Consider the following 24302-nt stretch of genomic DNA (forward strand, 5'->3'; position numbering starts at 1 on the left):
GCTCGCGCCCTCGGGTATCGCGCTCTCACGGCCGCGCCCTCGGGCATCGCGTTCTCGGACTTCGTGACCTCGTGCGCTGCGATCTCGTGCGCCGCCTCATGGGCCGCGATTTCGCACATCGTGACTTTCGCGCACGATCTCGTTGCTGCGATCTCGTGCACTGTGGCCTTGTCTGCCGCGACTCCGCTCCCGTGCGGCGCGTATCGGGGTCGGGCCGCGGAGAAGGCTCCTCGCTCGCTCGAGTTCCCCGTTCGCTCAGTGTTCTCGCGGGGTGCGTCCCGCTATCCAATCGGGGTCGAAAAGCCAGTTGATCGACCACCCTTCGGTAAACAGCGCGTTTTGCTGACGAGGAAAGTCCCGGGCTCGATGGCGCGAGTCGCATCCCAGTTCCTGGCCTAGTCGCCGTGCTATGTGATTCATGCGATCGCGGTTTGCCAGCTGATTAGTGGTAACGGTAACCGTGCGATGCCCGGAGCTCTCAAGCGCGAGCCGCTTCGTAGCATCGCGTGTCGCTTGCGCGCTGGTCAGATGCACGGCGTCCGAGTCGAATTCCAAGGCCATCTTGGCTGTAGGCCAGTAAAGGTCGGGGACAAGCGATTCCCGTTGGGCGATGGCCTTCGTCTTCCGCCCCGATTTGAGGCGCCGATTCAGCAGGGGAGGGGGCAGGTGGCAGCCGCCCCAGCACCCCGGCAGCGTGAGCGCGAAAAACAGAAAGGCCTCTGGCGGCGACGCCGCGCTCTGGGGAAGATGGGGGACGAGCCGCGCCGCCTTCTTTGCTCCATGCAGATGGGGCACGCGGTCGAGATACTTTTGCATTCGGACTGGCGTGGTGAGGGGGCGTCGCTGCGCAAGCCCCGATGACGCTTGGGGTTGAACGCGGAAAGTGCCACAAAGCGCAGCGCCGATTTTCAACGCCTGATGGTCGGTGGTTGTCGTGCATGCTTGTGCAAAGCATAGTTCGGGGCACGGTACGTACAGGCCGCTTCCAATGTGCCAAAACGAGTTCGGAGGATAGGCGTAACTCGTAAAGTGCGTTTTCCAGAGCGCGCCGCCTCCGCGTGTCCTTCTCGTGGACAGGCAGTGAACGGGGCGCGCAAGCCAGGGAAATCGCTGGATTAGATACGCACAGCTCATTTTGTTGGGCACATCGTCTCCGAGGACGGTGCTGCTGTCCCTGCGCGGTTTCGCTTCCGTTAGATCGGAGCAAAGCCAGTATGCCGCGCCGCTTTCTCCGAAAAGCACAAGACGCATGGCGCCCCCTCTCGTTCCCTCTGATGCTCGTCGCGAAGATTGCCTGGGAATATACCTCAAAGGGCTGTCGCAGTTCAACACCAGTTCAAGCCGCATTTTTGCCGTATTTTTGTCGCATTTTCCCGTCATCTCGCCGAGTATGGAGCTGCGTGCGGAAGCGGGGAAGCTGAGGGTGTCGTGCAGCGGTTGCGCGGCGATGACCTTGCGGCGATGGCCTTACGGCGCCGAAGCGTTGGGGCCGAGGCATCCCAGGCGGGGCAATGGAAGCACATTGGGTAACGGGGGGTGCTGTCCGAAGCGCACTAGGTCAGCAGCGGATTGCGAGCGGAAAGGGTCGCGAAGAGAGGGTGGGGCGGCGGGAGTTGCGCGGAAGAGATCGTCCGGGGGGGGGCGGCCTGTGGGTGAAATGCCGGCCAAGCGCAGGGCAAGTCGCGTGGAGTGGGTGGTTTTCGGAGTGCGGCGCTGCGCTCCTCGTGAGGCGGCGTTTCATTTTACGCCTCGATTTCCAGTTTTTCACGGTTTTGAGCGTGTCGGCGGAGTCACCTGTGCGAGAAGCTGAACAAAATGCCAGGTCAGAGCGTTGGGTGAAATCTCTATGAGCTCTTTGTTGCGTAACGGAGGTGGAAATCTGGAAATCGAGGCGGTTTTTTTGCACCGGTGGAAATCTGGAAATTCTGCCACTTTCGAATCGGAATGTCTGCGACCTGGTCATTTGACGGCCCCGATGCCCTTTGAGCTAACGGCTGATCCGGCGGCCCGGCGGCCTGCGAGTCTAAATGCGGAAGACGCAGGCGCCGGCGGTGAGGCCGCCGCCGAAGCCGGCCATGCAGGCGATGTCGCCGCGCTGCAGCTTTCCTTCCACCAGGGCCTCGTTCAGGGCGATAAGGGCGCTGGCGCCCGAGATGTTGCCCGTATGGTCGATGGACACCTGGAAGCGCTCCATGGGCAGCCCCATCTTCTTTGCGGCGTAGCGGATGATGCGCTCGTTGGCCTGGTGCGGCGTGAACAGTGCGACGTCGTCATAGGAAAGCCCCGCGCGCTCCAGGGCTGTGTCGATGCAGCGCATCATGGCCGAGGTGGCGAACTTGAACACCGCCTGGCCGGCCATGCGCATGTAGGGATCGCAGGTGAGCTGGGCGGCGATGGCGGCAGCTTCGTCGTTTGCGGCATCGAAGGGCAGCGGGCGGTCGCAGAACATGCTCTCGCACAGCAGGGTGCGGTCGGTGTCGTCGGTGTTCTCCATGTAGCTGGAAAGCATGCCCTCGCTGCCGTCCTGCCATTCCATCACCACGGCACCGGCACCGTCGCCGAACAGGATGCACGTCTCGCGCTGGGTCCAGTCCACCAGACGGCTGAGGCGCTCGCTGGCTACTACCAGGATGCGGCGCAGCGGATTGCGGCGCGGCGGCCGGTTCGCAGCTTCGGCGGCGGCGCGGTCGGCGGCCGAGGCGTACAGCAGCATGTCGGCGGTGGAGGTGCCGTACACGCAGCCCGAGCAGGCGCACGACATGTCGTAGCACACGGCGTTCACGGCTCCGATGCGCTCGCGGATGAGCGCCGCCTGCGACGGGAAGGCCGCGTCGGGCGTGAGCGTGGGGCAGATGATCAGGTCGATGGAGGCGGGATCGATGGCCGCGCCGTCGCGCAGCCAGCCGCCTTCGGCCTGCCCGAGCGCGCGCAGGGCCGCCTCGGCGCCCAGGTCGGTGCCCGTCTCGTGGACGGCGATATGACGGGTGTGGATGCCCGTGCGGGGCACGATCCACTCGTCGGTGGTGTCCACGATCTGGCCGAGCTCGTCGTTGGTGACGACCCGTGCCGGCAAAGACTTCCCCGAACCGATAATTACGCTGCCCACAGCCGTTCCTTTCCCGGTGAATGCCCGCGCCTGCGCTATGATGTTGCCCGCAGGAAAAGGCAAGCTTCTCCATCATCGATAAGATGTTTGGTGAAGATTTTAGACGCGCAGTCAGTTTTTTGAGCAAATTCCTTAAGATTTCTCAGATAGTTTAGCAGAGGCGGCGCGCGAGGTGCCGCGAGAGAAGGAGAGCACGCTCCATGAGAACCCGCATAACCGAGCTGTTGGGAATTCAGTACCCCGTAGTGCAGGGGGCCATGGCCCGCATCGCCGACGGCAACCTGGCCGGTGCCGTGAGCGCGGCGGGAGGCCTGGGCATCATTGCCTGTGGCGGCGCGAGCCCCGAGTGGATTCGCGAGCAGGTGGCCCGTGCCCGCGAGCTCACTGGTAATCCCATCGGCATCAACGTCATGCTCATGGATCCGCGGGCGGCCGAAGTGGCCGAGCTGGTGTGCGAGCTGGGCGTGGAGGTGGTCACCACCGGCGCGGGCAGCCCCGCCAACTACATGGGCATGTGGAAGGAAGCCGGCGTGAAAGTGGTGCCCGTGGTGGCCTCCTCGGCGCTGGCGGCCCGCATGGAGCGCCTCGGCGCCGACGCGGTGGTGGCCGAGGGCACCGAAGCTGGCGGCCACATCGGCGAGCTGACCACCATGGCGCTCATTCCGGCGGTGACGGCGGCGGTGTCCATCCCCGTTATCGGCGCCGGCGGCATCGTGGACGGCCGGGGCATGCTGGCGGCCTTTGCGCTGGGCGCCGAGGGCGTGCAGTGCGGCACGCGCTTCCTCACCGTGGAGGAGTGCGGCGTGCACGAGGCCTGGAAGGAGAAGGTGCTGAAGGCGAAGGACTCCGACACCATCGTTACCGGGCGCGGCACGGGGCATCCCGTGCGCGGCCTGAAGAACAAGTTCGCCCGCGAGTGCCGCAAGATGGAAATGGCGGCGCAGTCGGGCGAGGAGCTGGAGGGCATGTACGCCGGCTCGCTCGCGCGCGCCGTGGCGGGCGATGTGGAGAACGGATCGGTCATGGCCGGTCAGGTGGCGGCGCTGGTGACCGAGCGCGGATGCGCTGCCGACGTTATTGCCGAGATGGTGCGCGAGGCCGAGGCGCTCGCCGGCCGCTCGCTGGACGAGGTGGCCGCCATGAACGCCGGTCGCGAGCGGGCGTAGGGGCGGTTTTGGGCGGTCCGCGGTCCGCGGGCGGTCCTCGGTTCCGGGCGGCCTGAAGGCCGCCCCTACGGAGGGTCGGGGTTGCGAGGCGGTCGCGATTGGCGGGCGCCCCGCGGATGGTCCGCGGATGGCGCTGTAGGGGCGGGCTTCAGCCCGCCCGCGCAACAGGGCGATCCTACGGGAGTGCCTGAGAGAAGAAGGACAAGGTATGGATGATAAGTTGAACGAACCTCTGGCGCCGCTGGGTGGCGCGGGCCTGGTGTTCATGGCCTCGGGCCAGGGATCCCAGAAGCCTGGCATGGGCGCCGATTTGCTGGACATTCCCGAGGTGGCGCGCACCTTCGAGTGCGCCTCGGACGTGCTCGGCCGCGATGTGGCCGCGCTGGTGCGCGAGGCCTCGGCCGAGGAGCTGAACGACACCCGCAACGCGCAGATCGCCATCGCGGCGCTGTCCATCGGCACCGGTTGGGCGCTCATGGCCCGCGGCGTGGTGCCCGATGCGCTGCTCGGCTTTTCGCTCGGCCAGATCTCGGCCATGGTGCTGGGCGACATGCTCGCCGAGGAGGCGGCCTTCGCGCTCATCGCCGAGCGCAGCCGTCTTATGGGCGAGGCGGCCGACGCCAACCCCGGCGTGATGAGCGCGCTTTTGAAGATCACGCTGCCCGAGGCCGAGGCCCTGTGCGCCGAAGCCGCCGAGGGCGAGGTGCTGGTGCCCGCGAACCTGAACGGCGGCGGCCAGATCGTCATCGCCGGCACGCCCGCGGCCGTGGCCCGCGCCGAGGAGGCCTGGGCCGCGCAGAAGGGCCGCTTCTCGCGCCTGGCCACGTCGGGCGCGTTCCACAGCCCGCTGATGGCGGCCGCCCAGGAGGCCTTCGGCGCCTATCTGGCCGGCGTGGAGTTCCGCGAGTCGGCGGTGCCCGTCATCGGCAATGTGCACGCTGCCCCGCTGACGGCGGCCAGCGCCCGCGATGAGCTGGTGGCGCATCTGGTGTCGCCCGTGCAGTTCGAGGCCAGCGTGGCCAAGCTGCAGGCCGCCGGCGCGCGTATGTTCGCCGAGGTGGGCTTCGGCGGCGTGCTGGCCAACCTGGTGAAGCGCATCGATCGGTCGGCTCCGCGTGCGGCCGTGCAAGACCGTCCCTCCTTCGACGCTCTTGTCGAGGAATTCGGAAAGGAATAGACGTGACTGATACCGAGAACCGCCGCTGCGCCGTGGTGACCGGCTCCACCCGCGGCATCGGCCGCGCGGTGGTCCGCGAGCTTGCGGCTGCCGGCATGAACGTGGTGGTGAACAGCTCCAGCGAGCGCAGCCTTCCCGCTGCCGAGGCCGTGGCCGCCGAGATCGCCGAGGAGTTCGGCGTGGGTGCTGTGGCCGTGGCTGCCAACGTGGCCGTGGAAGACGAGGCCAATGCGCTCATTGCCGCCGCGATCGAGGCCTTCGGCAGCGTGGACGTGCTGGTGAACAACGCCGGCATCACCCGCGACGGCCTGGCCGCCCGCATGAGCGATGCCGATTTCGACGCCGTTATCGACATCAACCTGAAGGGCACCTTCCACTGCTGCCGCGCCGCCGCCAAGGCGATGATGAAGCAGCGCTGGGGCCGCATCATCAACCTGTCCAGCGTGGTGGGCGTCTACGGCAACGCGGGCCAGGTGAACTACGCCGCTTCCAAGGCTGGCGTCATCGGCATGACCAAGACGCTCGCCAAGGAGCTCGCGCGCCGCAACATCACGGCCAACGCCGTGGCCCCGGGCTTTATTGCCACCGATATGACCGACGCGCTTTCCGACAGCCAGAAGGAGGCCATCGTGGGCCGCATCGGGTCGGGACGCCTGGGCGAGCCGGCCGACATCGCGCATCTGGTGCGCTTCCTCGCCTCGGACGAGGCATCCTACATTACCGGTCAGGTTATCTGCGTGGACGGAGGTATGTCCCTATGACGAACGAGAACGCGAGCACCCGCCGTCCCGACGGCACTCATCGCGTGGTCATCACCGGCGTGGGCGCGGTGACCCCCGCCGGCGTGGGCGTCGATGCCCTGTGGAGCACGCTCATGGAGCGCGGCTGCTGCATCGCGCCCATCGAGCGCTTCGATACAAGCGACTACGAGGTGCACATCGCCGCCGAGGTGCGCGATTTCGACGGAGTCGAGCACGGCCTTTCCAAGAAGGAGGCGCGCCGCTTCGAGCGCTTCGTGCAGTACGCCATCGTGGCCGCTGACGAGGCGCTGGCACAATCGGGCCTCGCCGTGACCGACGAGAACCGCGATCGCATCGCCGTGGTGTTCGGCACCGGCATCGGCGGCATCGACGAGCTGCAGAAGAGCTTCGCCACCCTGGAGGAGAAGGGCCCCAAACGCGTGAACCCGCTGTTCATCCCCACGATGATCGGGAACATCGCCGCGGGTAATTTGGCCATCCGCTACGGTATGCGCGGCGAGTGCCTGAACGTGGTGACCGCGTGCGCCACCGGCGCCCACTGCATCGGCACGGCCCTGCGCGACATCCGCCACGGCTACATTGACGCGGCGCTGGTGGGCGGCACCGAGGAATCGGTGAGCCCCATCTGCATCGCCGGCTTCACCAATCTGTCGGCTCTCACGCGCGCCGAGGATCCGAAGCAGGCCTCGTTGCCCTTCGACGCCCGCCGCGGCGGATTTGTGGCCGGCGAGGGCGCCGGTGCACTCGTCATCGAGTCGCTGGAGAGCGCCCTGGCCCGCGGAGCCGAGCCCATCGCCGAGATCACCGGCTTCGGTTCCACGGGAGATGCCTACCACATGACCGCCCCCGATCCGGAGGCCTCGGCCATCACGGCCGCCATGGCCGCGGCGCTTGCCGAGGGCGGCTTCACCCCAGCCGACCTGGGGCACCTGAATGCCCACGGCACCGGCACCCCGGCCAACGACGCCACCGAGTCCAAGGCGCTGGCGGCCCTCATGGGCGGCGAGGAGGCGGCCGCGAGCGTGCCCGTCACCTCCATCAAGGGCACCACGGGCCACATGTTGGGTGCCGCCGGCGCGGTGGAGGCCATCGTGTGCGCCCTTTCCGTGGCGCGCGACGCCGTGCCGCCCACGGCCGGCTTCGCCGAGGCAGCCGAGGACTGCCCGGTGGCGGTGGTCACCGAGGCCCGCACCGACTACCCCCAGAAGGTGGCGCTGTCCACGTCGCTCGGCTTCGGTGGCCACAACGCCGCCCTGGCCTTCTCGCCGTATCGCGGCTAGGCCAATTCGCTGCGCAGGGCCGACTTCAGCCGGCCCGTAGATTGGACTCGGTAGGGGCCGGCTTCAGCCGGCCCGCGGCCCGCAGGTGGGATCGGGCGGAGTTGTTGCGAGGCGTTGGGTCTCGTGGCTTGCGGGCGGGCTAAAGCCCGCCCCTACGGAGAAGGGGGCTGAAGCCCGCCCCTGCAGAAGCGGGCTGAAGGCCGCCCCTGCGGAAGGCGGGGGCCGCCCGTGGTAGAGGGAAGCTGGAGATCGAAAGATTGTTACAAGGAGAACGATATGACTGAGGAAAACGCTATGGTGCCGCTTCCCTGGGGGCGCGAGGTGATCGAGGGGATTCTGCCCCACCGCGACCCGTTTGTGTGGGTGAGCCGCATCACGGCCATCCAACCGGGTGAGTCCATCGAAGGCGAGCTGGACGTGTCCGCCGACCTGGACATCTTCCGCGGGCACTTCCCCGACCATCCGGTGCTGCCCGGGGTGATCATCATGGAGGCCCTGGCCCAGTGCGCTTCCATCGCGGTGCTGCAGGCTCCCGATCTGCGCGGCTGCATCGGCTTCCTCACCGGTATCGACAAGGCGAAGTTCCGCCGACAGGTGGTGCCCGGCGACACGGTGACCTTGCGGGCGACCATCGTGAAGTCGTCGCGGCGGCTGGTGGTGGCCGAGGTGGAGGCCTCGGTGGATGGGGAAGTGTGCGCCACGGCCACGCAGAAGTACGTTCTGGCGCCGAAGGAGTAACCATGGCAAAAGCGGCATCCAAGTACATCAGCTTCGATAGCGAAGGCCAGCTGGTAGCGGGTCCGACGGCCCCGGCTACCTCCGAGGCTCCCGCCGAGGCGGACGCGGCATCGCTGAAGGCCGCGGTGGCCTACGCGCTGGACAGCATTGTAGAGGCGGCCAACGCGCTGCCCGACACCGCTGCCGCGCTGATTGCCTCCCGCGCCGACGCTGCGCCGGCCGACCCGGAGGAGGCCACCGTTACCGTGGCCTGCGACGTGCGCTCCACCATCGGCGACGATTTCGCCGTGGCGGCTCCGTCCGCTGGCAGCGCGTCCGCGCGTCCGCGGGCGCTGGTGATCGCCTCGGGCAAGAACGCCCGCGCCTTTGTGGGCCCCATGGAGCAGGCGGGCCTGGATGTGGTGTTCGCCACGGTGGACAACCGCTCGCTGGACGGCTTCGCCCGTCGCCAGCTGCCCACCTACAACCTGGGACACTCCACGTCGCAGGTGGATGCCGACACGCTGGCTGCCAACATCTACACGGTGCTTTCCGCGGCCATGGCCTGCGAGGCGTCGCTCATCTTCCTGGATGCCGCCGATGCGCCGCTGGCCCGCGACGAGTACTTCCTGCGCCACGCCCGCAAGCGCGGTCTGCGCGTGTTCGCGCCGGCGGCCGAGGGCACGTTGCTGATGGGCTGGATGGAGCTTCTGCCCTCGCCCGACGCAGCCGGCCCGTTGGCTGCCGAGCCCAGCGAGGCCCCCTGGGAGACGTCGTTTTCCATCGATCTGGACGACGATGACGAGGGTCCCACCCATTGGCGCCGCTGCCATGCGTGCAAGCTGTTCTTCGACAAAGAGGAGATCATCGCCGAGGGCTACGCATGCCCGGCGTGCGGCACCCTGCAGCGCCTGCGCTCCGACGAGCGCCTGGCCATCACCGTGGACGCCGGGTCCTTCCAAGAGTGGAACGCCACCATGCCCGAGCACAACCCGCTCGATTTCCCCGGCTATCCCGAGAAGATTTCCGACCAGCGCGCCAGCAGCGGCCTGGAAGAGGCCGTGCGCACGGGTCGCGCCACCATCGCCGGGCTGCCCTTGGCCATCGGCATCATGGAGTCGGGCTTCTTCATGGGCTCCATGGGACATGTGGTGGGCGAGAAGGTGGCGCAGATGATCGACCGCGCCATCGAGGAGGAACTGCCCGTGGTGGTGTTCTGCGCCTCGGGCGGAGCGCGCATGCAGGAGGGCCTGCACTCGCTGATGCAGATGGCGAAGGTGTCGTGCGCCGTGGAGCGTTTGGGGAAGGCGGGGCTGCCGTTCATCACGGTGCTGACCGATCCCACCACCGGCGGTGTGACCGCGTCGTTTGCCATGCAGGGCGACATCATTCTGGCCGAGCCCCGGGCGCTTATCGGCTTCGCGGGGCAGCGCGTCATTCGCGATACCATCAAGCAGGAGCTGCCCGAGGGCTTCCAAACGGCTGAATTCGCGCTGGAGCACGGGCTGATCGATGCCATTGTGGAGCGCTCGCAGATGCGTAGCGTGCTGGCGCAGTTGCTGGCCTTACATGCACCGAACGGCCCCGAGCGCATCGTTACCTACCACAGCGTGATGGACGCGCTTCAGGTGGGTGCCGGCGCCTACGGTACCGTGTCGGTGGCGCCGGAGGCCCGCTTTGTGGGCGAGCGCCTGCGCGCCGAAGAGGCCGCGAGCGGCTTCTTCCGCAACCTGGCCGGATCGGTGCCGGTGGTCGGCGGCCTGCTGCGCGGTGCGGGCGACGACCCCGAGGCTGTCGAGGAGGCCCAGCGCCGCGAGCTTGACCGCCACGCACGGCGCGAGGCTCGTCGGGCGGGCATTGAAGGGGAGCCCGCAGCCGGCAGTGCCTGGGAGAGCGTGCAGATCGCGCGCAACGTGCACCGGCCCACGGCGAGCCGCTACATCGACGGCATCGTGGAGGGCTTCATCGAGCTGCACGGTGATCGCGCGTTCGCCGATGACGGTGCCATTCTGGCTGGTCTGGGCTGGATCTCGGGGCATCCTGTCACGGTGATTGCCCAGGAGAAGGGCGTGAACCTGGCCGATCGCGTGGCCCGCAACTTCGGCTGTCCGCAGCCCGAGGGTTATCGCAAGTCGTTGCGCCTCATGCGCCAGGCCGAGAAGTTCGGTCGTCCCATCCTGTGTTTGGTGGACACCCAGGGCGCCTTCTGCGGCACCGAGGCCGAGGAACGCGGCCAGGGCAATGCCATCGCCGACAACCTGGTGGCCATGGCTGGCCTTAAGGTGCCGGTGGTGAGCGTGCTTCTGGGCGAGGGCGGTTCCGGCGGCGCGCTGGCGCTGGCGGTGAGCAATCGCGTGGCTATGCAGGAGCACGCGGTGTACTCGGTGCTGTCGCCCGAGGGTTTTGCCTCCATTCTGTGGAAGGACCGCACCCGCGCGCCCGAGGCCGCCGAGGTGATGCAGATGAATGCCCGTGCCGTGTTCGAGGGCGGCATCATCGACGCCGTGCTGTCGGAGGGGGAGGGGCCGGCCCACGAGAACCCCGAGGCCGCCGTGGAGGCCGTGCGCGACTACGTGCGCGAGGCCTACAAGGAGCTTTCCGGCCTGAGCGGCGAAGAGCTGGTGCGCCAGCGCCAGGAGCGCTTCGCGCAGTTCTAGGCTTGAGACCCGTTCGCTCTAACCGGATCGCGACTTCCACCACCGTAGGGGCGGGCTTCAGCCCGCCCTTGCGAGTGGGGCTCGGTAAACAGGGGCGGCGGTGTGCTGTTGGAAAAAGAAAAGGGGAGCGCCCTTCGTGGGTGCTCCCCTTGTTTTGGCGTCTGTGGCTCGCGGGTCTACAGCATGGTGGCGCGCAGCTGTTCGCCGGTCAGGGGCGACAGCAGCGCCGGGGCGATGTCGAAGATGGTGCGGCAGCCCGCCTCGCCGGCGGCGGCCATGCGGGCGCAGGCGCGGGCGCAGGCCACCAGCACGCTGCCGGTGAACTCGGGGTTGGAATCCAACTTCAACGAGTACTCGATCACGTGGGTGTTCTCGCCGTCCTTGCCCGTAGTGCCGGTGCGAATGACCGAGCCGCCGTGGGGGATGCCGGCATGGTCGCGATCCAGCTCTTCCTGGCTGATGAAGGTGACCGTGGTGTCGTAGTCGGCGAAGTAGTTCGGCATGGTCACGATGGCCTCTTCGATGGCCGCCGTATCGGCGCCTTCCTCGGCCACCACGAAACACTCGCGGGTGTGCTTCTGACGGGTGGTCAGCTCGGGGTTCGCGCCGGAGCGCACGGCCTCCAGCGCGGCAGGTACGGGCACGGTGTACTGGCGAGCGTCAACCACGCCGGGGATGCGGCGGATGGCGTCGGAATGGCCCTGGGACACGCCGCGGCCCCAGAAGGTGTAGTCGGCACCGTTGGGCATGATGGCGCCCGCGTACACGCGCGACACCGAGAACATGCCCGGATCCCAGCCCACCGAGATGACGGCCACGTGCCCGGCCTCACGGGCGGCGGCATCCACGGCAGCGAAGTGCTCGGGGATGTTCGCGTGGGTGTCGAAGGAGTCCACCACGTTGTACAGGCGCGCGGCGGCCGGGGTCTGCTCGGGCAGGTCGGTGGCGCTGCCGCCGGCCAGCACCAGCACGTCTACCTCATCGGTGTGGGCGGCCAGCTCGTCGGCGCTCCACACGGCCACGTCCTGGCCGTAGGGGTGCACGCTGGACGGATCGCGGCGGGTGAACACGCCCACCAGCTGGATGTCGGGGTTGGCGGCGCAGGCCAGCTCAACGCCGCGGCCGAGGTTTCCGTAGCCGAGAATGGCGATGCGAATGGGATTCAAGGTTTCCTCCTTGCGTGTTTGCTTCTGGAACGGGGCCTATTATCGTGCATACGGGGTGGCGCGCTCGGCGTGGGCGCGTGGGTGTAACGAGGTTTTAACGGAACGGCTCGGGTGGCGCCGCGGGTGGGCAGGCGCAGACTGAACACGGTAACGCCGCGCTGGCTGGCCGCCTCGATGTCGCCCTGATGTGCCACGACGATCTCTTTGGCGATGGCCAGGCCCAGTCCCGCCCCGCCGCTGCGGGTGGTGCGGGCGCCGTCTTCCCGGTAGAACTTCTCGAAGATAGATTCCAGATGCGCCTCGGATATCTCGCGCCCGCGGTTGGCCACCGTAATGGTGGTGAACTGCTCGTCTTGGCGGGCGGCTAGGGCGATGGTGGAACTTGCGTCGGCGTAGGCCACGGCGTTGCGCAGCACGTTGCCCAGGGCGCGGGCCATCTTGTCGGGGTCCACGAAGAAGGTGTCGCCTGCCGGCACGTCCACCGAGATGCGAATGTTGCGCGCCGAGGCCTCGGGGAAGAACGCCTCGGCCACCTGCTGGCAGAACAGGCGCACGCCCACCGTTTCGCGTTCAATGGGAATGGCCGACAGGTTGTAGCGGGTGATCTCGAAGAACTCGTTGATGAGGGATTCCAGCCGCTCGGCCTTAGTGTAGGCCACGTCGGCGTACTTGCGCAGGGTGTCGCGCGGCAGGTCGGTGGCCTCGCGCAGCAAATCCAGGTATCCCAAAACCGAGGTGAGCGGCGTGCGGATGTCGTGGGCCAAGTAGGCCACCAGCTCGTTCTTGCGCTGCTCGGCCGCCTTCGCCGCGCGTTCGTCGGCCAGCGACTGCGAGCGAATGACCGCCAGCTCGTTGCGGGCGATGGACAGGTCGGGCGGCAGCTCGATGGGGGCGTTCTTGTCGGCCAGCATGCGGCCCACGGCGCCCGACAGCTCGTCAAAGTAGCGCAGTGACTGGTTCAGGGCGCGCAGCACGATGAGCAGCCATCCCACCACGAACACCAGGATGGCCAGGGGCATCTTGAAGGACTTCACGAAGGTGTACAGGGCGATGTCGCGCATTTGGAAGGTGCCGTCGGAGGCCTGTTCCACTTGCCACACGGGGCTGCTGTCGTTCACGCCCAGCTGCTGGGCCTGCTGCTCGGGGGAAAGATCGCACCATGTCTCGTGAGCTGCGTCCTGCGACTGCTTGTAGGCCTCGGCGAACGTGGTCCTCAGCGTTTCCTCGTCGTAGCCGGCGGCTGCGGCGTGGGCGAGCACCGCCACATTGCTCACGTCGGGCGCGCCGGCGGGCACCGTCAGCGTGAGCCTCCGTTCCTGGATGATGGCCGACAGGGAAACGGCCGCCAGGCCCTGGGCGGCGCTGGCATCGGTGGGCATGGTGCCCGATGCGGCCAGGATGTCCTCGTAGCTGATGAAGGGCACGGGCGCGCCGGCGGGCTCATCGGCGATGCCGGCCTCGCCGGCATCGCTGTCGACCGCATCTGCGTTGTCGGTTCCGGCAGACCCGTTCTCGTCGGTTACCACCTGGTAGGTCCCGTCACTGCTGACGATTACGTTTCCGGCGGCTTCGGCGTCTACGATGCTCTGGGAGCCGTCCTTGTCGTTCGCGCCGGCTGCCTGCTGCTCCAGGGACGTGATGGCATCTTCGGCGGCGCTCATCTCGGCGGTATCCACGGTACCCTCGGCGTAGGCCTCGATGGCGTCGGTGAGGGCGTTCAGCTCGTCGACCACGGCGGTGATGGAGCCGGCGGCGTCGCTGTAGCCCTCGTCCTGGAAGGCCTTCATGGTGTCGTCGACCGGGCTGCCGCCCCACAGGCCCGATTCCGTGAGCGCCTCTTCCAAATAGCTTGACGAGTTCAGCGTGCGCCACGACGAGGTGCTGTCGGCCACGTAGGCGGCCAGGGGCGGCACCGCGAAGGCTTGGAACGCGGCGCAGCACAGCAAGAAGGCGAGGGAGAACAGCGCGAGGTTGCGCGCCATCGTGCCCAGCACGCGGCGGCGCAGCACGTTGGCCTGGTCGCTTTTAAGCGCCATGGCCCAGGCCCGCTCCCGGACCGCCGCGCAGCTTGTAGCCTACGCCCCAGGCGGTTTCGATGAAGGGGGTGGATGCGTCGATGGCGGCCAGCTTCTTGCGCAGGCGGCGGATGTGCACCATCACGGTGTTGGCCGCCGCGTCGTCGAAGCGCTCGTGCCAGGCGCCCTCGAACAGGTCGGCCGCCGACACCGGCGAGCCCGGCGATTGGGCCAGCAGTGCCAAGATGGCGAACTCCTTGGGGGTGAGCTGCAGCGGTTCGCCGTGCAGCGTGGCCAAGTGCGTGCGTAGGTCCACCTCGATGGCGCCGGCGGTCAGCAGCGTGGACGAGGCCGGCGGCGCCGCGGCCGCCCGACGGCGCAGGCGCGCCTTCACGCGGGCCACCAGCTCGCGGGGGCGGAAGGGCTTGGTCACGTAGTCCTCGGCGCCCAGGGTGAAGCCCACCACCTGGTCGGCCTCCTCGTCTTTGGCCGACAGGAAGATGACGGGGATATCCATCATCTGGCGGGCGCGCACGCACAGCTCGAAGCCGTCGATGCCCGGCATCATGATGTCCACGATGGCCAGGTCGAAGGGGCTGCGCGCCAGCATGTCCAGGGCCGCCTGCCCGCTGTAGCAGGCGAGCGCGTCCATGCCCTCGGCCACCAGCAGGTTCACCACCAGATCGGCAATGGCCCGCTCATCGTCTACCACCAGTATGTGCGCCTTCTTCTCCATGGGATGCATTGTACGCGACTTCGCCGCTGCCGTCTGCCACGGCAGCCGCGGCGGCGGGGGCTTTAAGGAAAAGTTAAGGGCCCTTCCGAAAACGTCAGCATTTGCTATGGGACGTGTAAGCGGCGCGCTCGGTAAGGTGGGGACAAGCAAGCGAGATCGAGCGGAAGGAGCGGATGTCATGGAAGGCGAGATTACCTGCGGGGGCGGCGTGGAAGATGCGTGGGGTGCCAATCCCTACCGGCGTGAAGCATGGGAGGGCGGCTCGCGCGATGCCGGTCCGCACGATGGCGACGCGACCGCATCGCAACCGGTGCGCCGGACGGCCCCGACGGCTCCGCCGAGCTTCCACGCGGCTCCGGCTCACGCGCTCGCCGGTCTGCGCGTGGTGCCCTTGGTGGCCGCGGTGGGATTCGCCGTGTTCCTGCTTTTAGCCGTGTTCCAGCTGGCGGCCATTTACAGCGGCGACGCCTCTGCCGCCGAGAAGGGGCTGACGGCCGCTCCTGTGCCTGCTCCCGCCGCCACCACGCCGGCGGTATCGGCGCGGGAGGGCGACGGATCCGAGGCGGCCAGCACCCCGCGTAGCCAATGGCGCGCCGGCGAGCTTCCCTTCCTGTACCAGATTGATCCCTCGTGGTCGGCGGCGCCTTACGCGGGAGCCGACGTGGAATCGGCCGGCTGCGGGCCTACCAGTCTGACCATGGTGTACATCGCTCTTACGGGCAACACCGATTACGATCCGGCGTCGATGGCGGCCTTCAGCGAGGAAAACGGCTATGTGGAAGGCGGCCTGACGGCCTGGCGCCTGATGTCCGAGGGCGCCGCCAGCTTGGGCCTGACCTCCCACGAGGTTCCGGCTGACGCCAGCCGCCTTGTGTCCGAGCTGCAGGAAGGCCGTCCGGTCATCTGCTCGGTGGGCCCGGGCGATTTCACCGAGAAGGGGCACTTCATCGTGCTGGCTGGCGTGGATGACGACGGGCGCCTGGTGGTGCACGATCCCAACAGCCCGGCCAACAGCGCCCAAACGTGGGATGTCGACCGCGTGCTGGGCCAGTGTCGCAACCTCTGGGCCTTCGAGCGCGCCTAAGGAGGGCGTCGCACGGGCGCGGGCGGAACTTGCTCATTTCATGGGTTCGGTGCTCAGGATTTCTGGTGCGCTAGAATGGCCTTACGTATTCCCCAGGGAAAGGAGGCCGTCGTGAACCCACCTTCCGCAATGCCGTTCCAGACGGTTCCGCCTGCGCCGCCAGTGCTGTGGTGCCAGAATCTCACCAAAACCTACGGCGCCGCCCCGGCGCTCGATCGCTTTAACATCGCGGTGCCCGCGGGGCGCATCGTGGGCCTGCTCGGCCCCAACGGCTCAGGCAAGACCACACTGTTGAAGATGATCGCCGGCGTGAGCCATCCCACGGCGGGCGAGGTGCGCGTGTGCGGCCTGCCCGTGAGCGCCGAAAGCAAGGCGCTGGTGTCCTATCTGCCCGAGCGGCCCTACTTCTCGCGTTCCATGCGCGTGCGCGAGATGATTGCCTACTTCAACGACTTCTACGCCGATTTCGATGGCGCCATGGCCCACGACATGCTGGCCCATTTGGGGGTGGATGCGAACGCCGCGTGCTCGTCGCTTTCCAAGGGCACGGTGGAAAAGGTGCAGCTGACGCTGGTGATGGCCCGTCATGCGGCTTTGTACCTTCTGGATGAGCCCATCGGCGGGGTGGACCCGGCGGCGCGGGACTACATTCTGTCTACCATCATTCGCGGCTACCGGCCTACGTCCACCGTCATCCTCTCCACGCATCTGGTGCGTGACGTGGAGGCGGTGCTGGACGACTTCATTTTGCTGCGCTACGGCACCATGATGCTGCATGCGCCCGTGGCCTACGTGACGCAGGAGAAGGGCACCAACCTGGACGCGTTTTTCCGAGAGGAGTTCCGATGCTAGGCAAACTGTTCTCCTACGAGTTGCGCGCCCTGTGGAAGCCGGCCGCCATTATGCTGGCGGTCATGGTGGTCGCCGGCCTGGCCGGCGCCGCCTGCGTGAACGGGGCCATGAGTGTCGCCGACGCTGCGGATTACGGCAGCGGCTTCCTCACCATGCAAGCGCTGTCGGCCAACGCCACGGTGGCGCTGGTTATGACCGCGCTGTTCTGCGGCTTTCTGGTGTGGGCATCCGTGGTGGCGCTGTACGTGTTCATCGTCATGCGCTTCTACCGCACCATGTTCACTGATGAAGGCTACCTGACGCTGACGCTGCCGGTGCGCACGGGCACCCTGGTGATGGCGAAGTTCTGGGCGGCATATCTGTTCCTGGCCGTGTTCGCCTTCGCGGCTATGCTGATGTACATGGTGACCGTGGCCGTGATCAGTGGCGGCGATGTGCAGGCGATGAGCGCCGTGCCGACCATGATGGGCGGCTGGTTTGCCTTCGCGGCGGAGGGCGATGCGGTGTCCATGTTGGCGGGCTTCCTGAACACGCTGATCACCTGCGCGTACGCCCTGGGTCTCGCCTTTGCGTCGCTGACGCTGGGGGCCTGGTGGGCGCGCCGCCACAAGGTGGCCGCGGCGGTGGGCATCTACCTGGGCGCGGGCTGGCTGCTGTCGCTGGTGTTCTCCACCGTGGGCGTGCTGGCGATGTCGGCCGATACCGGGTCGTGGAGCGGCGTGATGGCCATGGTGTCGGTGGTGCAGCTGCTGGCGAACGTGGCCGTCGCCGTCGGCGGCGTGGCCCTGACCACCCACCTGGTGCGCACCAAAGTGGATTTGAACTAGGGGCGGCCGGTTCCCGTCCTGTCGCTGCCAGCGGCTCTTCCTGCGCGGGACGTCGACACGCGGTTCCAATCCCGAGCGTTTGCGCGACGCTTGGGATTTTTTATGCTCAGCCTTAGCTGTCAGCTAATGAAACACCTGCGGAGAACGGATACCCTCACTTCTTGTCCGATTGGGAAATGCGAACTCGATCAGAGGAAAAGAAGGGAAGAATCATCATGGAGAAGAAGCCGACTTCGGGGATGGCTGTCACGTCCCTCGTTACGGGAATTATCGCGCTCATCAGCTCGTTCGTTCCGCTGCTGAATTTGCTGTCGTTCCCCTTTGTGCTGCTGGCCATCATCTTCGGCGCCATCGGCCTGTGGCAAACGGTGAAGGGCACGAAGGGCGGGAAGGGCATCGCCGTTGCCGGTCTGGTGCTCGGCGTGCTGGCGCTGCTGGTGACGGTGGTGATGTACGGCAGCGCGGCGAGCGTGGCCGATTCGTCGGAGGCGACGACGGACGGCACGGGCAATGCGACCGAGCAGCAGGCCCAGCCTGCCGACCAGGCGGAAGCCTCGTCCGATTACGCTGTGACCATCGACGGGTGCCGCGTGACCGAGGACTACGCAGGTGAGCCGGTGGCTGTGGTCACCTACACTTTCACGAACAATTCCGACGATGCGACCAGCTTCATGGTGGCCCTGCGTCCCCAGGTGTTCCAAAACGGCGTCGAGTTGAACACCGCCATCGGCTCCGATTGGGATTCGGAGAAGTACCTGAAAGACGTCAAGCCCGGATCTTCCTCGACGGTGGAGATCGGCTACACCTTGGACGATGAGAGCGACCTGACCGTGGAAGTGACCGAGCTTATCAGCTTCGACGACACGATCCTTGCCGAGGCCACGTTCTCGGTGGCCTAAGTGCCGCAGAGGGCGAAGTTTTCGGTGCCCCGCGTCCGTCCGGAGCGGGGCACCGCTAGAATACGGCTACGGTAATGGTGCGACGAAGAAGGAAGAGACGGGTGGAGGAGCCGCTGACCGAAGATATGCTGGCCGAGCTTCTGGAAGCGCCCGATCCGGCGCGGTTCATCCGGAAAGCCGAGGTGGGCGAGCGCAATTTGTCGGGCTATTTGAATCAGCTGCTGGAAGAGCGGGGTTTGAAGCGCGCGGCGGTGGTGCGCGCGGCCGGCATCAACGAGACATTCGGCTACCAGATATTCACCGGCGCCCGCAAGGCCTCCCGCGACAACCTGCTGAAGATCGTCTTCGCGCTGGGGCTTTCCCTGCGCGAGGCGAACCGCCTGCTGAAGGCCGGCGGAGCCAACGAGCTGTATTGCAAGAATCGCCGCGACGCCATCATCATCTTCTCGATTTCCCATGGCTATTCCCTTCAAAAGACGGAGGAGGAGCTGTACCGCTTCGGCGAGCCGACGATTAGCTAGACGATTTGCGGGGTGGGACCGCCACGCTTCCAATGCGGCGTGGCGGCGTGTGGAGCATTCGTTTGGTACCATGGACGCTATGGAAAACGACCCGCTGTCGACATACCTCGATGCCCTGGCGCGCGACGATTGCTATCGCGTGGAACGGGTGCTGAAGGAGGGAACCTGCGAGACCACCGAGGTGGTCTTCTTCGTGGGCGCGAACACGGCAGCGCTCGGCCCCTTCGTGCGCAAGCGCATCAGCGGCGAGGCGCGTTTGGGAAGCGCCTACGGGCTTTTGTGGCAGGCGCAGCGGGAGGGTCGCCGCTACCGCCATTTGCCCCGCATCTACGATGTTCACGAGCGCGACGGCGACCTGATCGTGGTGATGGAATACGTGGTCGGCCGCACCTTGCGCGACGAGGTGTACGAGCGCGATGCGTCGCTTCCGTTGGCCCGTCGGCTGTTCCCCGCGATTTGCGACGGCGTGTCCGAGTTGCACGAGGGGTTTGCACCGCCGCTCATCCATCGCGACCTCAAGCCGGGAAATGTGCTGGTGAATGGGGATAACGTCACCATTATCGATTTCGGCATCACGCGGGCCTTCCGTGCGGAGGCCGTGCGCGACACGGCGCATTTCGGCACGCGCTCCTATGCGCCGCCCGAGCAGTTCGGCTACGGCCAGACCGATGTGCGCAGCGACGTGTACGCCTTAGGGATGCTGCTGTACTACCTGCTGACCGAGCGCGACCCTGACCCCCAAGTGGCCGTCGGGGGCTTTTCCGATCCCGACGTTCCCGGGGTGTTGCGGCCAGTGCTGCAGCGCGCCTGCACCTTCGACCCCGCCGCCCGCTTCCAGAGTGTGCGTGAGCTGAAGGCGGCTTTTCTGGTGGCGGTCGAGCCGCTGCCGTGCGAGACAGCGACAATCGGGGCTGAAGCGGCGCCGGCAGTTGCGCCCGCGGTAACGACCCCCGGTTTGGTCGGCGCGGGGCCGGTGTCGGGCGTCGCCGCTTCGACGACCACTGCCGCGGCGGTCGCCTCCTGTTCTGATGCGTTTTCGTCTGGGGCTGGTCCAGCCGCGCCTGCCTTGCCGCGTGTTCCCACGGGCCGTTTTGCCTCGCGGGTGCGCACCGCTTTCTCCTCGATGAGCTCTGCGGAGACGGTGGGGCTTGTTTGGGATGCTGTTGTCCTGGCCCTCTGGCTGTTTTTCGCCCTGATTCTCGCGACGTTGCCCTTCTCGCCCGACGACCAATACTGCGCGTGGCCTCTGTGGTTGCGCATGGTGCTCTACTGGGCGTTCGGCTACCCCTTTTTCACCGGCTTGTTCTTCGTTCTGGCCGACGTGCGCGTTGTGCGACGGGCGGTTCCGGAAAACTGGCTGCTCCATGGTTTGAGGCTTCGCGTGGCGGGGGCGGCTCTCGTGATAATCGGCGTGCTGTCCGTGGGCGTTTCGATGCTCGTAGCGCAAGGCATGGGCCTGCCGACGTAGCATGCGATCGGTGTGCGAGTCGGCGATCTCTCAGAGGATGAGGCCGGCTGCGATGTCGGCGATGAACTGCGCGACAGCGGGGGAGGGGTCTTTTGCGTATACGATGCCGTAGGGTACGAGGTAGTCCCACTCGACGGGCTTTACCACCAAGGAGGGGTGAATGCCCTCCCAGAGATCGTAGGCAAGCAGGCACGACCCTTCGGCCAGACAGCGGTTGAACACGTCCACGTCATAGTTGCTCGGGGCTTCTTTGATGCGGATGAGCGGATGGTGGGCGGTGATGTCGTGGTAGAGCCGCGTGACGGTGGGGAAGTCTTCCGTGATGGGGATGATGAGGGATTCGCCGTCCAGGTCGTCCCAAGTGATTGTCTCTTTTGCCGCAAGGGGATGGGTGGTCGGGATGGCGATGCGGAGAGGTTCCAAGGCGGTGACCAGGATATTATGCGACTTGTGCCAAGCATCTGAGTCGCAGTGGGCCAGGATGCAGTCGATATCGGTTCCGATGCGACCAAGGGCGTCGGTAAGATCCTGGGGGCTGTCGCCAAAAGGCACGAAGGAGAAGGTGCAGGGTGCGGAATGGGCGGGCGCGTTCGTCCATAAATCGACAATCGGCTGGCCGGGGCGCAGATAGGACATGCCGATGCGAATGACGTTGTCCGAGTCCGTCGCCGCGCGGCGGGCATCGGCGACGATGGCATTGGAGAGGGCCTCCAGACTGCGCGCCCCCTCCAAGAGCACCACGCCCGATTCGGTGAGCGTGACTCCGCGGTTCGTTCGGTCGAACAGTCGCACGCCCAAGTCGGCTTCAAGGCCGTCAACTTGCTTCTTTACGGCGATGGACGAGAGCCACAGCGCTTCGCCGGCCTTGCGAAAACTGCCCAATTCGGCTGTTTTCACGAATGCTTTCAACTTGCTGGTGATCAAGCTCGCCCCTCCTTCAAGCTTGTTCCGGGCAACAATGATGAGTTTACTCCTTTTAAACATCGTTTGGTGCTAACAGACGGTTAGTGCCGCGATTACTCTTTGGCCTCTTCCCGCGTGCCCGGACGCCCTGGAAACTGATCGCAGGGGGTTTCCGGCTGGCGCGGCCGTCTCGGGCGTGCCGCCGAGGGAAACCTACATGGCGAAGAGAAGAGGTTGCTCTATGACGATGGTGAAGAAAGTCGCCGACAGCGTGGTAACACGTCGAGCATTCGTGGGGTCGGCATCGGCGGCGGCCATGCTGCTGGCTGCTGGGTGCGCGCCGGCCAGCCAGCTGTCGGAAACCGGCGAGGGCTCATCCGACGTGGCCGCGTTGCCGGCCGATTTGGACGAAAGCGTGGACGGGGAGTGGGTTCCGGTTCCCTGCTGGATGTCCTGCGGCGGCAAATGCCTGCTGAAGGCCCACGTGGTGGACGGCATCGTGACCCGCGTGAAAACCGACGACGTGTACGAGGACACGCTGGAGACGTTCCAGAACCGCGGCTGCCCGCGTGGCCGCTCCCAGCGTAAGCACATTTTCGGTGCCGATCGGCTGAAGTACCCCATGAAACGCAAGGGCTGGATGCCGGGTGGCGGCGAGAATGTCAACGGCGATTTGCGTGGTCGTGACGAATGGGAGCGCATCAGCTGGGACGAGGCGTTCGACTACATTGCCGAGGAAATGCGTCGCATTTACGACACCTACGGTGGTCGCTCGGTCATTCGCGCTAATTTCGGCCGTGGCATCGCCGGCAGCAAGCTGCTTGGTCCGCTGGGCGGCTTCGTGCCGTTCGAGTTCTGCGATTCCTACGGCACGAATTTCATGTACACGGGCAATCTGGGCGGCTATTTCAACCACGGCGAGCCGGGCGGCTGGTCCACGAACGACCGTCTCGATCTGCTGAAGACCGACTACATCATCATGCAGGGCGGCAATCCCGCTTGGGCCTCGGGCGGGGCTCCCATGTTCCATCTGTGGCGGGCCAAGGAAGCTGGCGCGCAGTTCGTCTATATCGGGCCTGAGTGCAACCTGACCGCCACCACCCTGGACGCGAAGTGGATTCCGCTGCGTCCCGGCACCGATACGGCGTTCCTGCTGGCGGCGGCCTACGAGATGCTGCGCCTGGAGGAGGAGCGCGGCGATATCATCGACTGGGATTTCCTGGACCGCTGCACGATCGGGTTCGACGCCGACCATATGCCCGAGGGCGCTTCGGTGAACGAGAACATCAAGGACTACATTCTGGGTGCCTACGACAACGTGCCGAAGACGCCCGAGTGGGCGAGCGAGATCTGCGGATCGTCGGTTGAGGACATCAAGTGGTATGCCGAGACGGTGCAGAAGAACAACAAGTGCACGATGCTGTTCGGCTATGCTCCCTCGCGTTGCAACGGTGCCGAGAATTTGCCGCAGATCATGGAGACGGTTGCCTGCATGGGCGGCCATCACGGCAAGGAAGGTCATGCGTGCGGCCCGGTGTACCACTTCTGGGCGACCAACGATGGTCCGGCTTTGGTGGAGATCGGCAACCCCGAGCCCGCCGAGGGCAGTGGGGTGGCGGCGCCCATCGACCTGACTCCCAACCTGGTTGACGATGCCATTCTCTCGAACTACCTGTGGCAGGCCGTGAACGAGGGACATTACACCTGGTTCGGTACGGTGGTCGATTACACTGACGGCACCTCGCTCATCCAGAAGGCCGAGGAGCGCGACATCGACATCCGCATGATCTGGACCGACTATGGCAACTCGCTTACCACGCGCGGGAACACCAACGAGGGCATCAAGGCCTTCCGCAAGGTTGACTTCGTGCTGACCCTGGACTACGTGTTCACGCCGACCGCCCAGTACTCCGATATCGTGCTGCCGGCCACCACGCCCTGGGAAGGCCCGGGCTACGAGGATCAGGCCTCGTGCTTCAACACGCACAATCGCGAGACCCTCTACATCAGCCGCTGGGCCGTGGCCCCGCAGTTCGAGGCCAAGAGCGACCGCGAGATCGTGGAGACGCTCGCGGGCAAGCTCGGGCTTGATACGGCGGCCCTGTTCCCCTACACGACCGAGGAGATGCATGCCTACCGCATCGCGAACGCCACGGTGGTGCAGGAGGACGGCGAGACCTTCGGCCCGCTGGTGACCATCACCCAGGAGGACATCGACCGCCTCGGCGTGAAGGGCCTGGTGCCCCAGAAGGGCAAGATCTCGTGGGACGAGATCGTGGCCAACGGCATCTACCATGTGGCCCGCAAGAAGGGCGACAACCTGGGCTGGATCGCCTACGAGGATTTCCGACGCGACCCGGAGGGCAACCCCCGTGCCAGCGCCAGCGGGAAGATCGAGCTGTTCTGCCAGGCGAAGACCGACATGCTCGACCGCTTGGGCTTTGCCGGCGAGAGCATTCCGCCCTATGCCACCTACCTGCGCCCGCTGCACGGTTACGAGGATTCCTTCGAGGATTGGGCGTCGAAGAAGAAGGGTGCCTACCCCCTGCAGGTGTTCAACAGCCACTACCTGCGTCGCGCCCATAGCGCGTTCGATACCAATGTATGGCTGCGCGAGGCGTTCAAGAGCCCGGTGTTCATGAACGCGGCCGACGCCGCCGAGCGCGGCATCGAGAACGGCGACTGGGTGCGCGTGTTCAACGAGTCCGGCGAGTTCGTGCGTCAGGCTTCGGTGGTGGATACGATGATGCCTGGTTGCGTGGACGTGCCTCACGGCTCGTGGCCGGAGTGGAGCGAGGGCGACATCTCCGTGAACGGAGGCCCCAACCTTTTGAACGACTCAAGTGTGAGCGCCGGTGCCCAGCAGGGCTACAACACCGTGCTCTGCCAAATCGAGAAGTACGAGAACCAGGACATTTTGCCCGACGCTGAGCGTCCCGTGATCATGCCGGGCATCGAGTAAGAGGG

General features: G+C 66.3%; 18 protein-coding genes. 13 read left to right on the forward strand and 5 right to left on the reverse strand.

All coding sequences use genetic code 11. From position 1 onward, the window contains the following. Positions 1 to 2023: 2023 nt before the first annotated feature. On the reverse strand, positions 2024 to 3106 hold the full coding sequence (locus tag VIN30_RS11080) for a 3-oxoacyl-ACP synthase III family protein (protein WP_338211562.1): 1083 nt from the start codon (positions 3104 to 3106) through the stop codon (positions 2024 to 2026). A gap of 200 nt (positions 3107 to 3306) precedes the next feature. Here VIN30_RS11080 and VIN30_RS11085 point away from each other — a divergent pair, with 200 nt between their 5' ends. From VIN30_RS11085 to VIN30_RS11110, 6 genes are all read left to right on the forward strand, one after another. Beyond that, positions 3307 to 4272, forward strand: a complete 966-nt coding sequence (locus tag VIN30_RS11085) for a nitronate monooxygenase (protein WP_338211564.1) — start codon at positions 3307 to 3309, stop codon at positions 4270 to 4272. A 208-nt stretch (positions 4273 to 4480) separates the two neighbouring features. After that, a complete protein-coding gene (locus VIN30_RS11090; RefSeq protein ID WP_338211566.1) occupies positions 4481 to 5449 on the forward strand; it encodes an ACP S-malonyltransferase in 969 nt (322 codons plus the stop codon). A gap of 2 nt (positions 5450 to 5451) precedes the next feature. Further along, entirely contained in the window at positions 5452 to 6210 is a 759-nt protein-coding gene (gene fabG, locus VIN30_RS11095; RefSeq protein ID WP_326425587.1) for a 3-oxoacyl-[acyl-carrier-protein] reductase, read from the forward strand. Then, positions 6207 to 7490, forward strand: coding sequence for a beta-ketoacyl-ACP synthase II (gene fabF / locus VIN30_RS11100; RefSeq protein ID WP_338211569.1), 1284 nt, complete (start codon positions 6207 to 6209; stop codon positions 7488 to 7490). The genes fabG and fabF overlap by 4 nt, the downstream gene beginning before the upstream one ends. Positions 7491 to 7766: 276 nt before the next feature. Further along, entirely contained in the window at positions 7767 to 8228 is a 462-nt protein-coding gene (gene fabZ, locus VIN30_RS11105; RefSeq protein WP_338211571.1) for a 3-hydroxyacyl-ACP dehydratase FabZ, read from the forward strand. 2 nt (positions 8229 to 8230) lie between these two features. Then, on the forward strand, positions 8231 to 10864 hold the full coding sequence (locus tag VIN30_RS11110; RefSeq protein ID WP_338211572.1) for an acetyl-CoA carboxylase carboxyltransferase subunit alpha: 2634 nt from the start codon (positions 8231 to 8233) through the stop codon (positions 10862 to 10864). Positions 10865 to 11040: 176 nt separating this feature from the next. On the opposite strand, the gene VIN30_RS11115 is transcribed toward VIN30_RS11110, so the two are convergent. The 3 genes from VIN30_RS11115 to VIN30_RS11125 are packed head-to-tail and all read right to left on the reverse strand — an operon-like array spanning position 11041 to position 14781. Further along, the gene (locus VIN30_RS11115; RefSeq protein WP_338211573.1) at positions 11041 to 12030 is read right to left on the reverse strand and encodes a diaminopimelate dehydrogenase; all 990 of its coding nucleotides are present in this window, start codon (positions 12028 to 12030) and stop codon (positions 11041 to 11043) included. Further along, on the reverse strand, positions 12027 to 14066 hold the full coding sequence (locus VIN30_RS11120) for a sensor histidine kinase (RefSeq protein ID WP_338211574.1): 2040 nt from the start codon (positions 14064 to 14066) through the stop codon (positions 12027 to 12029). Before VIN30_RS11120 ends, VIN30_RS11115 begins: the two co-directional genes overlap by 4 nt. Beyond that, positions 14056 to 14781, reverse strand: a complete 726-nt coding sequence (locus tag VIN30_RS11125; protein WP_338211575.1) for a response regulator transcription factor — start codon at positions 14779 to 14781, stop codon at positions 14056 to 14058. Before VIN30_RS11125 ends, VIN30_RS11120 begins: the two co-directional genes overlap by 11 nt. Positions 14782 to 14959: 178 nt before the next feature. Here VIN30_RS11125 and VIN30_RS11130 point away from each other — a divergent pair, with 178 nt between their 5' ends. From VIN30_RS11130 to VIN30_RS11155, 6 genes are all read left to right on the forward strand, one after another. Then, positions 14960 to 15865, forward strand: coding sequence for a C39 family peptidase (locus VIN30_RS11130; protein ID WP_338211576.1), 906 nt, complete (start codon positions 14960 to 14962; stop codon positions 15863 to 15865). 111 nt (positions 15866 to 15976) lie between these two features. Beyond that, positions 15977 to 16717 carry an ABC transporter ATP-binding protein gene (locus VIN30_RS11135; protein WP_326425574.1) on the forward strand — a complete coding sequence of 247 codons (741 nt, stop codon included), beginning with the start codon at positions 15977 to 15979 and terminating at the stop codon, positions 16715 to 16717. Then, a complete protein-coding gene (locus tag VIN30_RS11140) occupies positions 16711 to 17544 on the forward strand; it encodes a hypothetical protein (RefSeq protein ID WP_338211578.1) in 834 nt (277 codons plus the stop codon). Before VIN30_RS11135 ends, VIN30_RS11140 begins: the two co-directional genes overlap by 7 nt. A 215-nt stretch (positions 17545 to 17759) precedes the next feature. Continuing rightward, complete coding sequence (locus tag VIN30_RS11145) at positions 17760 to 18443, forward strand: DUF5067 domain-containing protein (protein ID WP_326425570.1); 684 nt, start codon at positions 17760 to 17762, stop codon at positions 18441 to 18443. 101 nt (positions 18444 to 18544) lie between these two features. Further along, positions 18545 to 18964: a helix-turn-helix domain-containing protein gene (locus tag VIN30_RS11150; protein ID WP_326425561.1), complete on the forward strand. Its 420-nt coding sequence runs from the start codon at positions 18545 to 18547 to the stop codon at positions 18962 to 18964. A 49-nt stretch (positions 18965 to 19013) separates the two neighbouring features. After that, complete coding sequence (locus VIN30_RS11155) at positions 19014 to 20432, forward strand: serine/threonine protein kinase (RefSeq protein ID WP_338211579.1); 1419 nt, start codon at positions 19014 to 19016, stop codon at positions 20430 to 20432. Between the two features lie 30 nt (positions 20433 to 20462). On the opposite strand, the gene VIN30_RS11160 is transcribed toward VIN30_RS11155, so the two are convergent. Next, complete coding sequence (locus VIN30_RS11160) at positions 20463 to 21356, reverse strand: LysR family transcriptional regulator (RefSeq protein ID WP_338211580.1); 894 nt, start codon at positions 21354 to 21356, stop codon at positions 20463 to 20465. Between the two features lie 196 nt (positions 21357 to 21552). Here VIN30_RS11160 and VIN30_RS11165 point away from each other — a divergent pair, with 196 nt between their 5' ends. Beyond that, on the forward strand, positions 21553 to 24297 hold the full coding sequence (locus VIN30_RS11165) for a molybdopterin-dependent oxidoreductase (protein ID WP_338211581.1): 2745 nt from the start codon (positions 21553 to 21555) through the stop codon (positions 24295 to 24297). The last annotated feature ends 5 nt before the right edge of the window (positions 24298 to 24302 follow it).

Source organism: Adlercreutzia wanghongyangiae, assembly GCF_035989245.1.
Lineage (GTDB): Bacteria > Actinomycetota > Coriobacteriia > Coriobacteriales > Eggerthellaceae > Adlercreutzia > Adlercreutzia wanghongyangiae.

Bases quoted from the DNA above. Each gene is read 5' to 3' on its own strand.
- VIN30_RS11085 (WP_338211564.1), top strand. From the start codon at position 3,307: ATGAGAACCCGCATAACCGAGCTGTTGGGAATTCAGTACCCCGTAGTG.
- VIN30_RS11090 (WP_338211566.1), top strand. From the start codon at position 4,481: ATGGATGATAAGTTGAACGAACCTCTGGCGCCGCTGGGTGGCGCGGGC.
- fabF (WP_338211569.1), top strand. From the start codon at position 6,207: ATGACGAACGAGAACGCGAGCACCCGCCGTCCCGACGGCACTCATCGC.
- fabZ (WP_338211571.1), top strand. From the start codon at position 7,767: ATGACTGAGGAAAACGCTATGGTGCCGCTTCCCTGGGGGCGCGAGGTG.
- VIN30_RS11110 (WP_338211572.1), top strand. From the start codon at position 8,231: ATGGCAAAAGCGGCATCCAAGTACATCAGCTTCGATAGCGAAGGCCAG.
- VIN30_RS11120 (WP_338211574.1), bottom strand. From the start codon at position 14,066: ATGGCGCTTAAAAGCGACCAGGCCAACGTGCTGCGCCGCCGCGTGCTG.
- VIN30_RS11125 (WP_338211575.1), bottom strand. From the start codon at position 14,781: ATGGAGAAGAAGGCGCACATACTGGTGGTAGACGATGAGCGGGCCATT.
- VIN30_RS11130 (WP_338211576.1), top strand. From the start codon at position 14,960: ATGGAAGGCGAGATTACCTGCGGGGGCGGCGTGGAAGATGCGTGGGGT.
- VIN30_RS11140 (WP_338211578.1), top strand. From the start codon at position 16,711: ATGCTAGGCAAACTGTTCTCCTACGAGTTGCGCGCCCTGTGGAAGCCG.
- VIN30_RS11145 (WP_326425570.1), top strand. From the start codon at position 17,760: ATGGAGAAGAAGCCGACTTCGGGGATGGCTGTCACGTCCCTCGTTACG.
- VIN30_RS11165 (WP_338211581.1), top strand. From the start codon at position 21,553: ATGGCGAAGAGAAGAGGTTGCTCTATGACGATGGTGAAGAAAGTCGCC.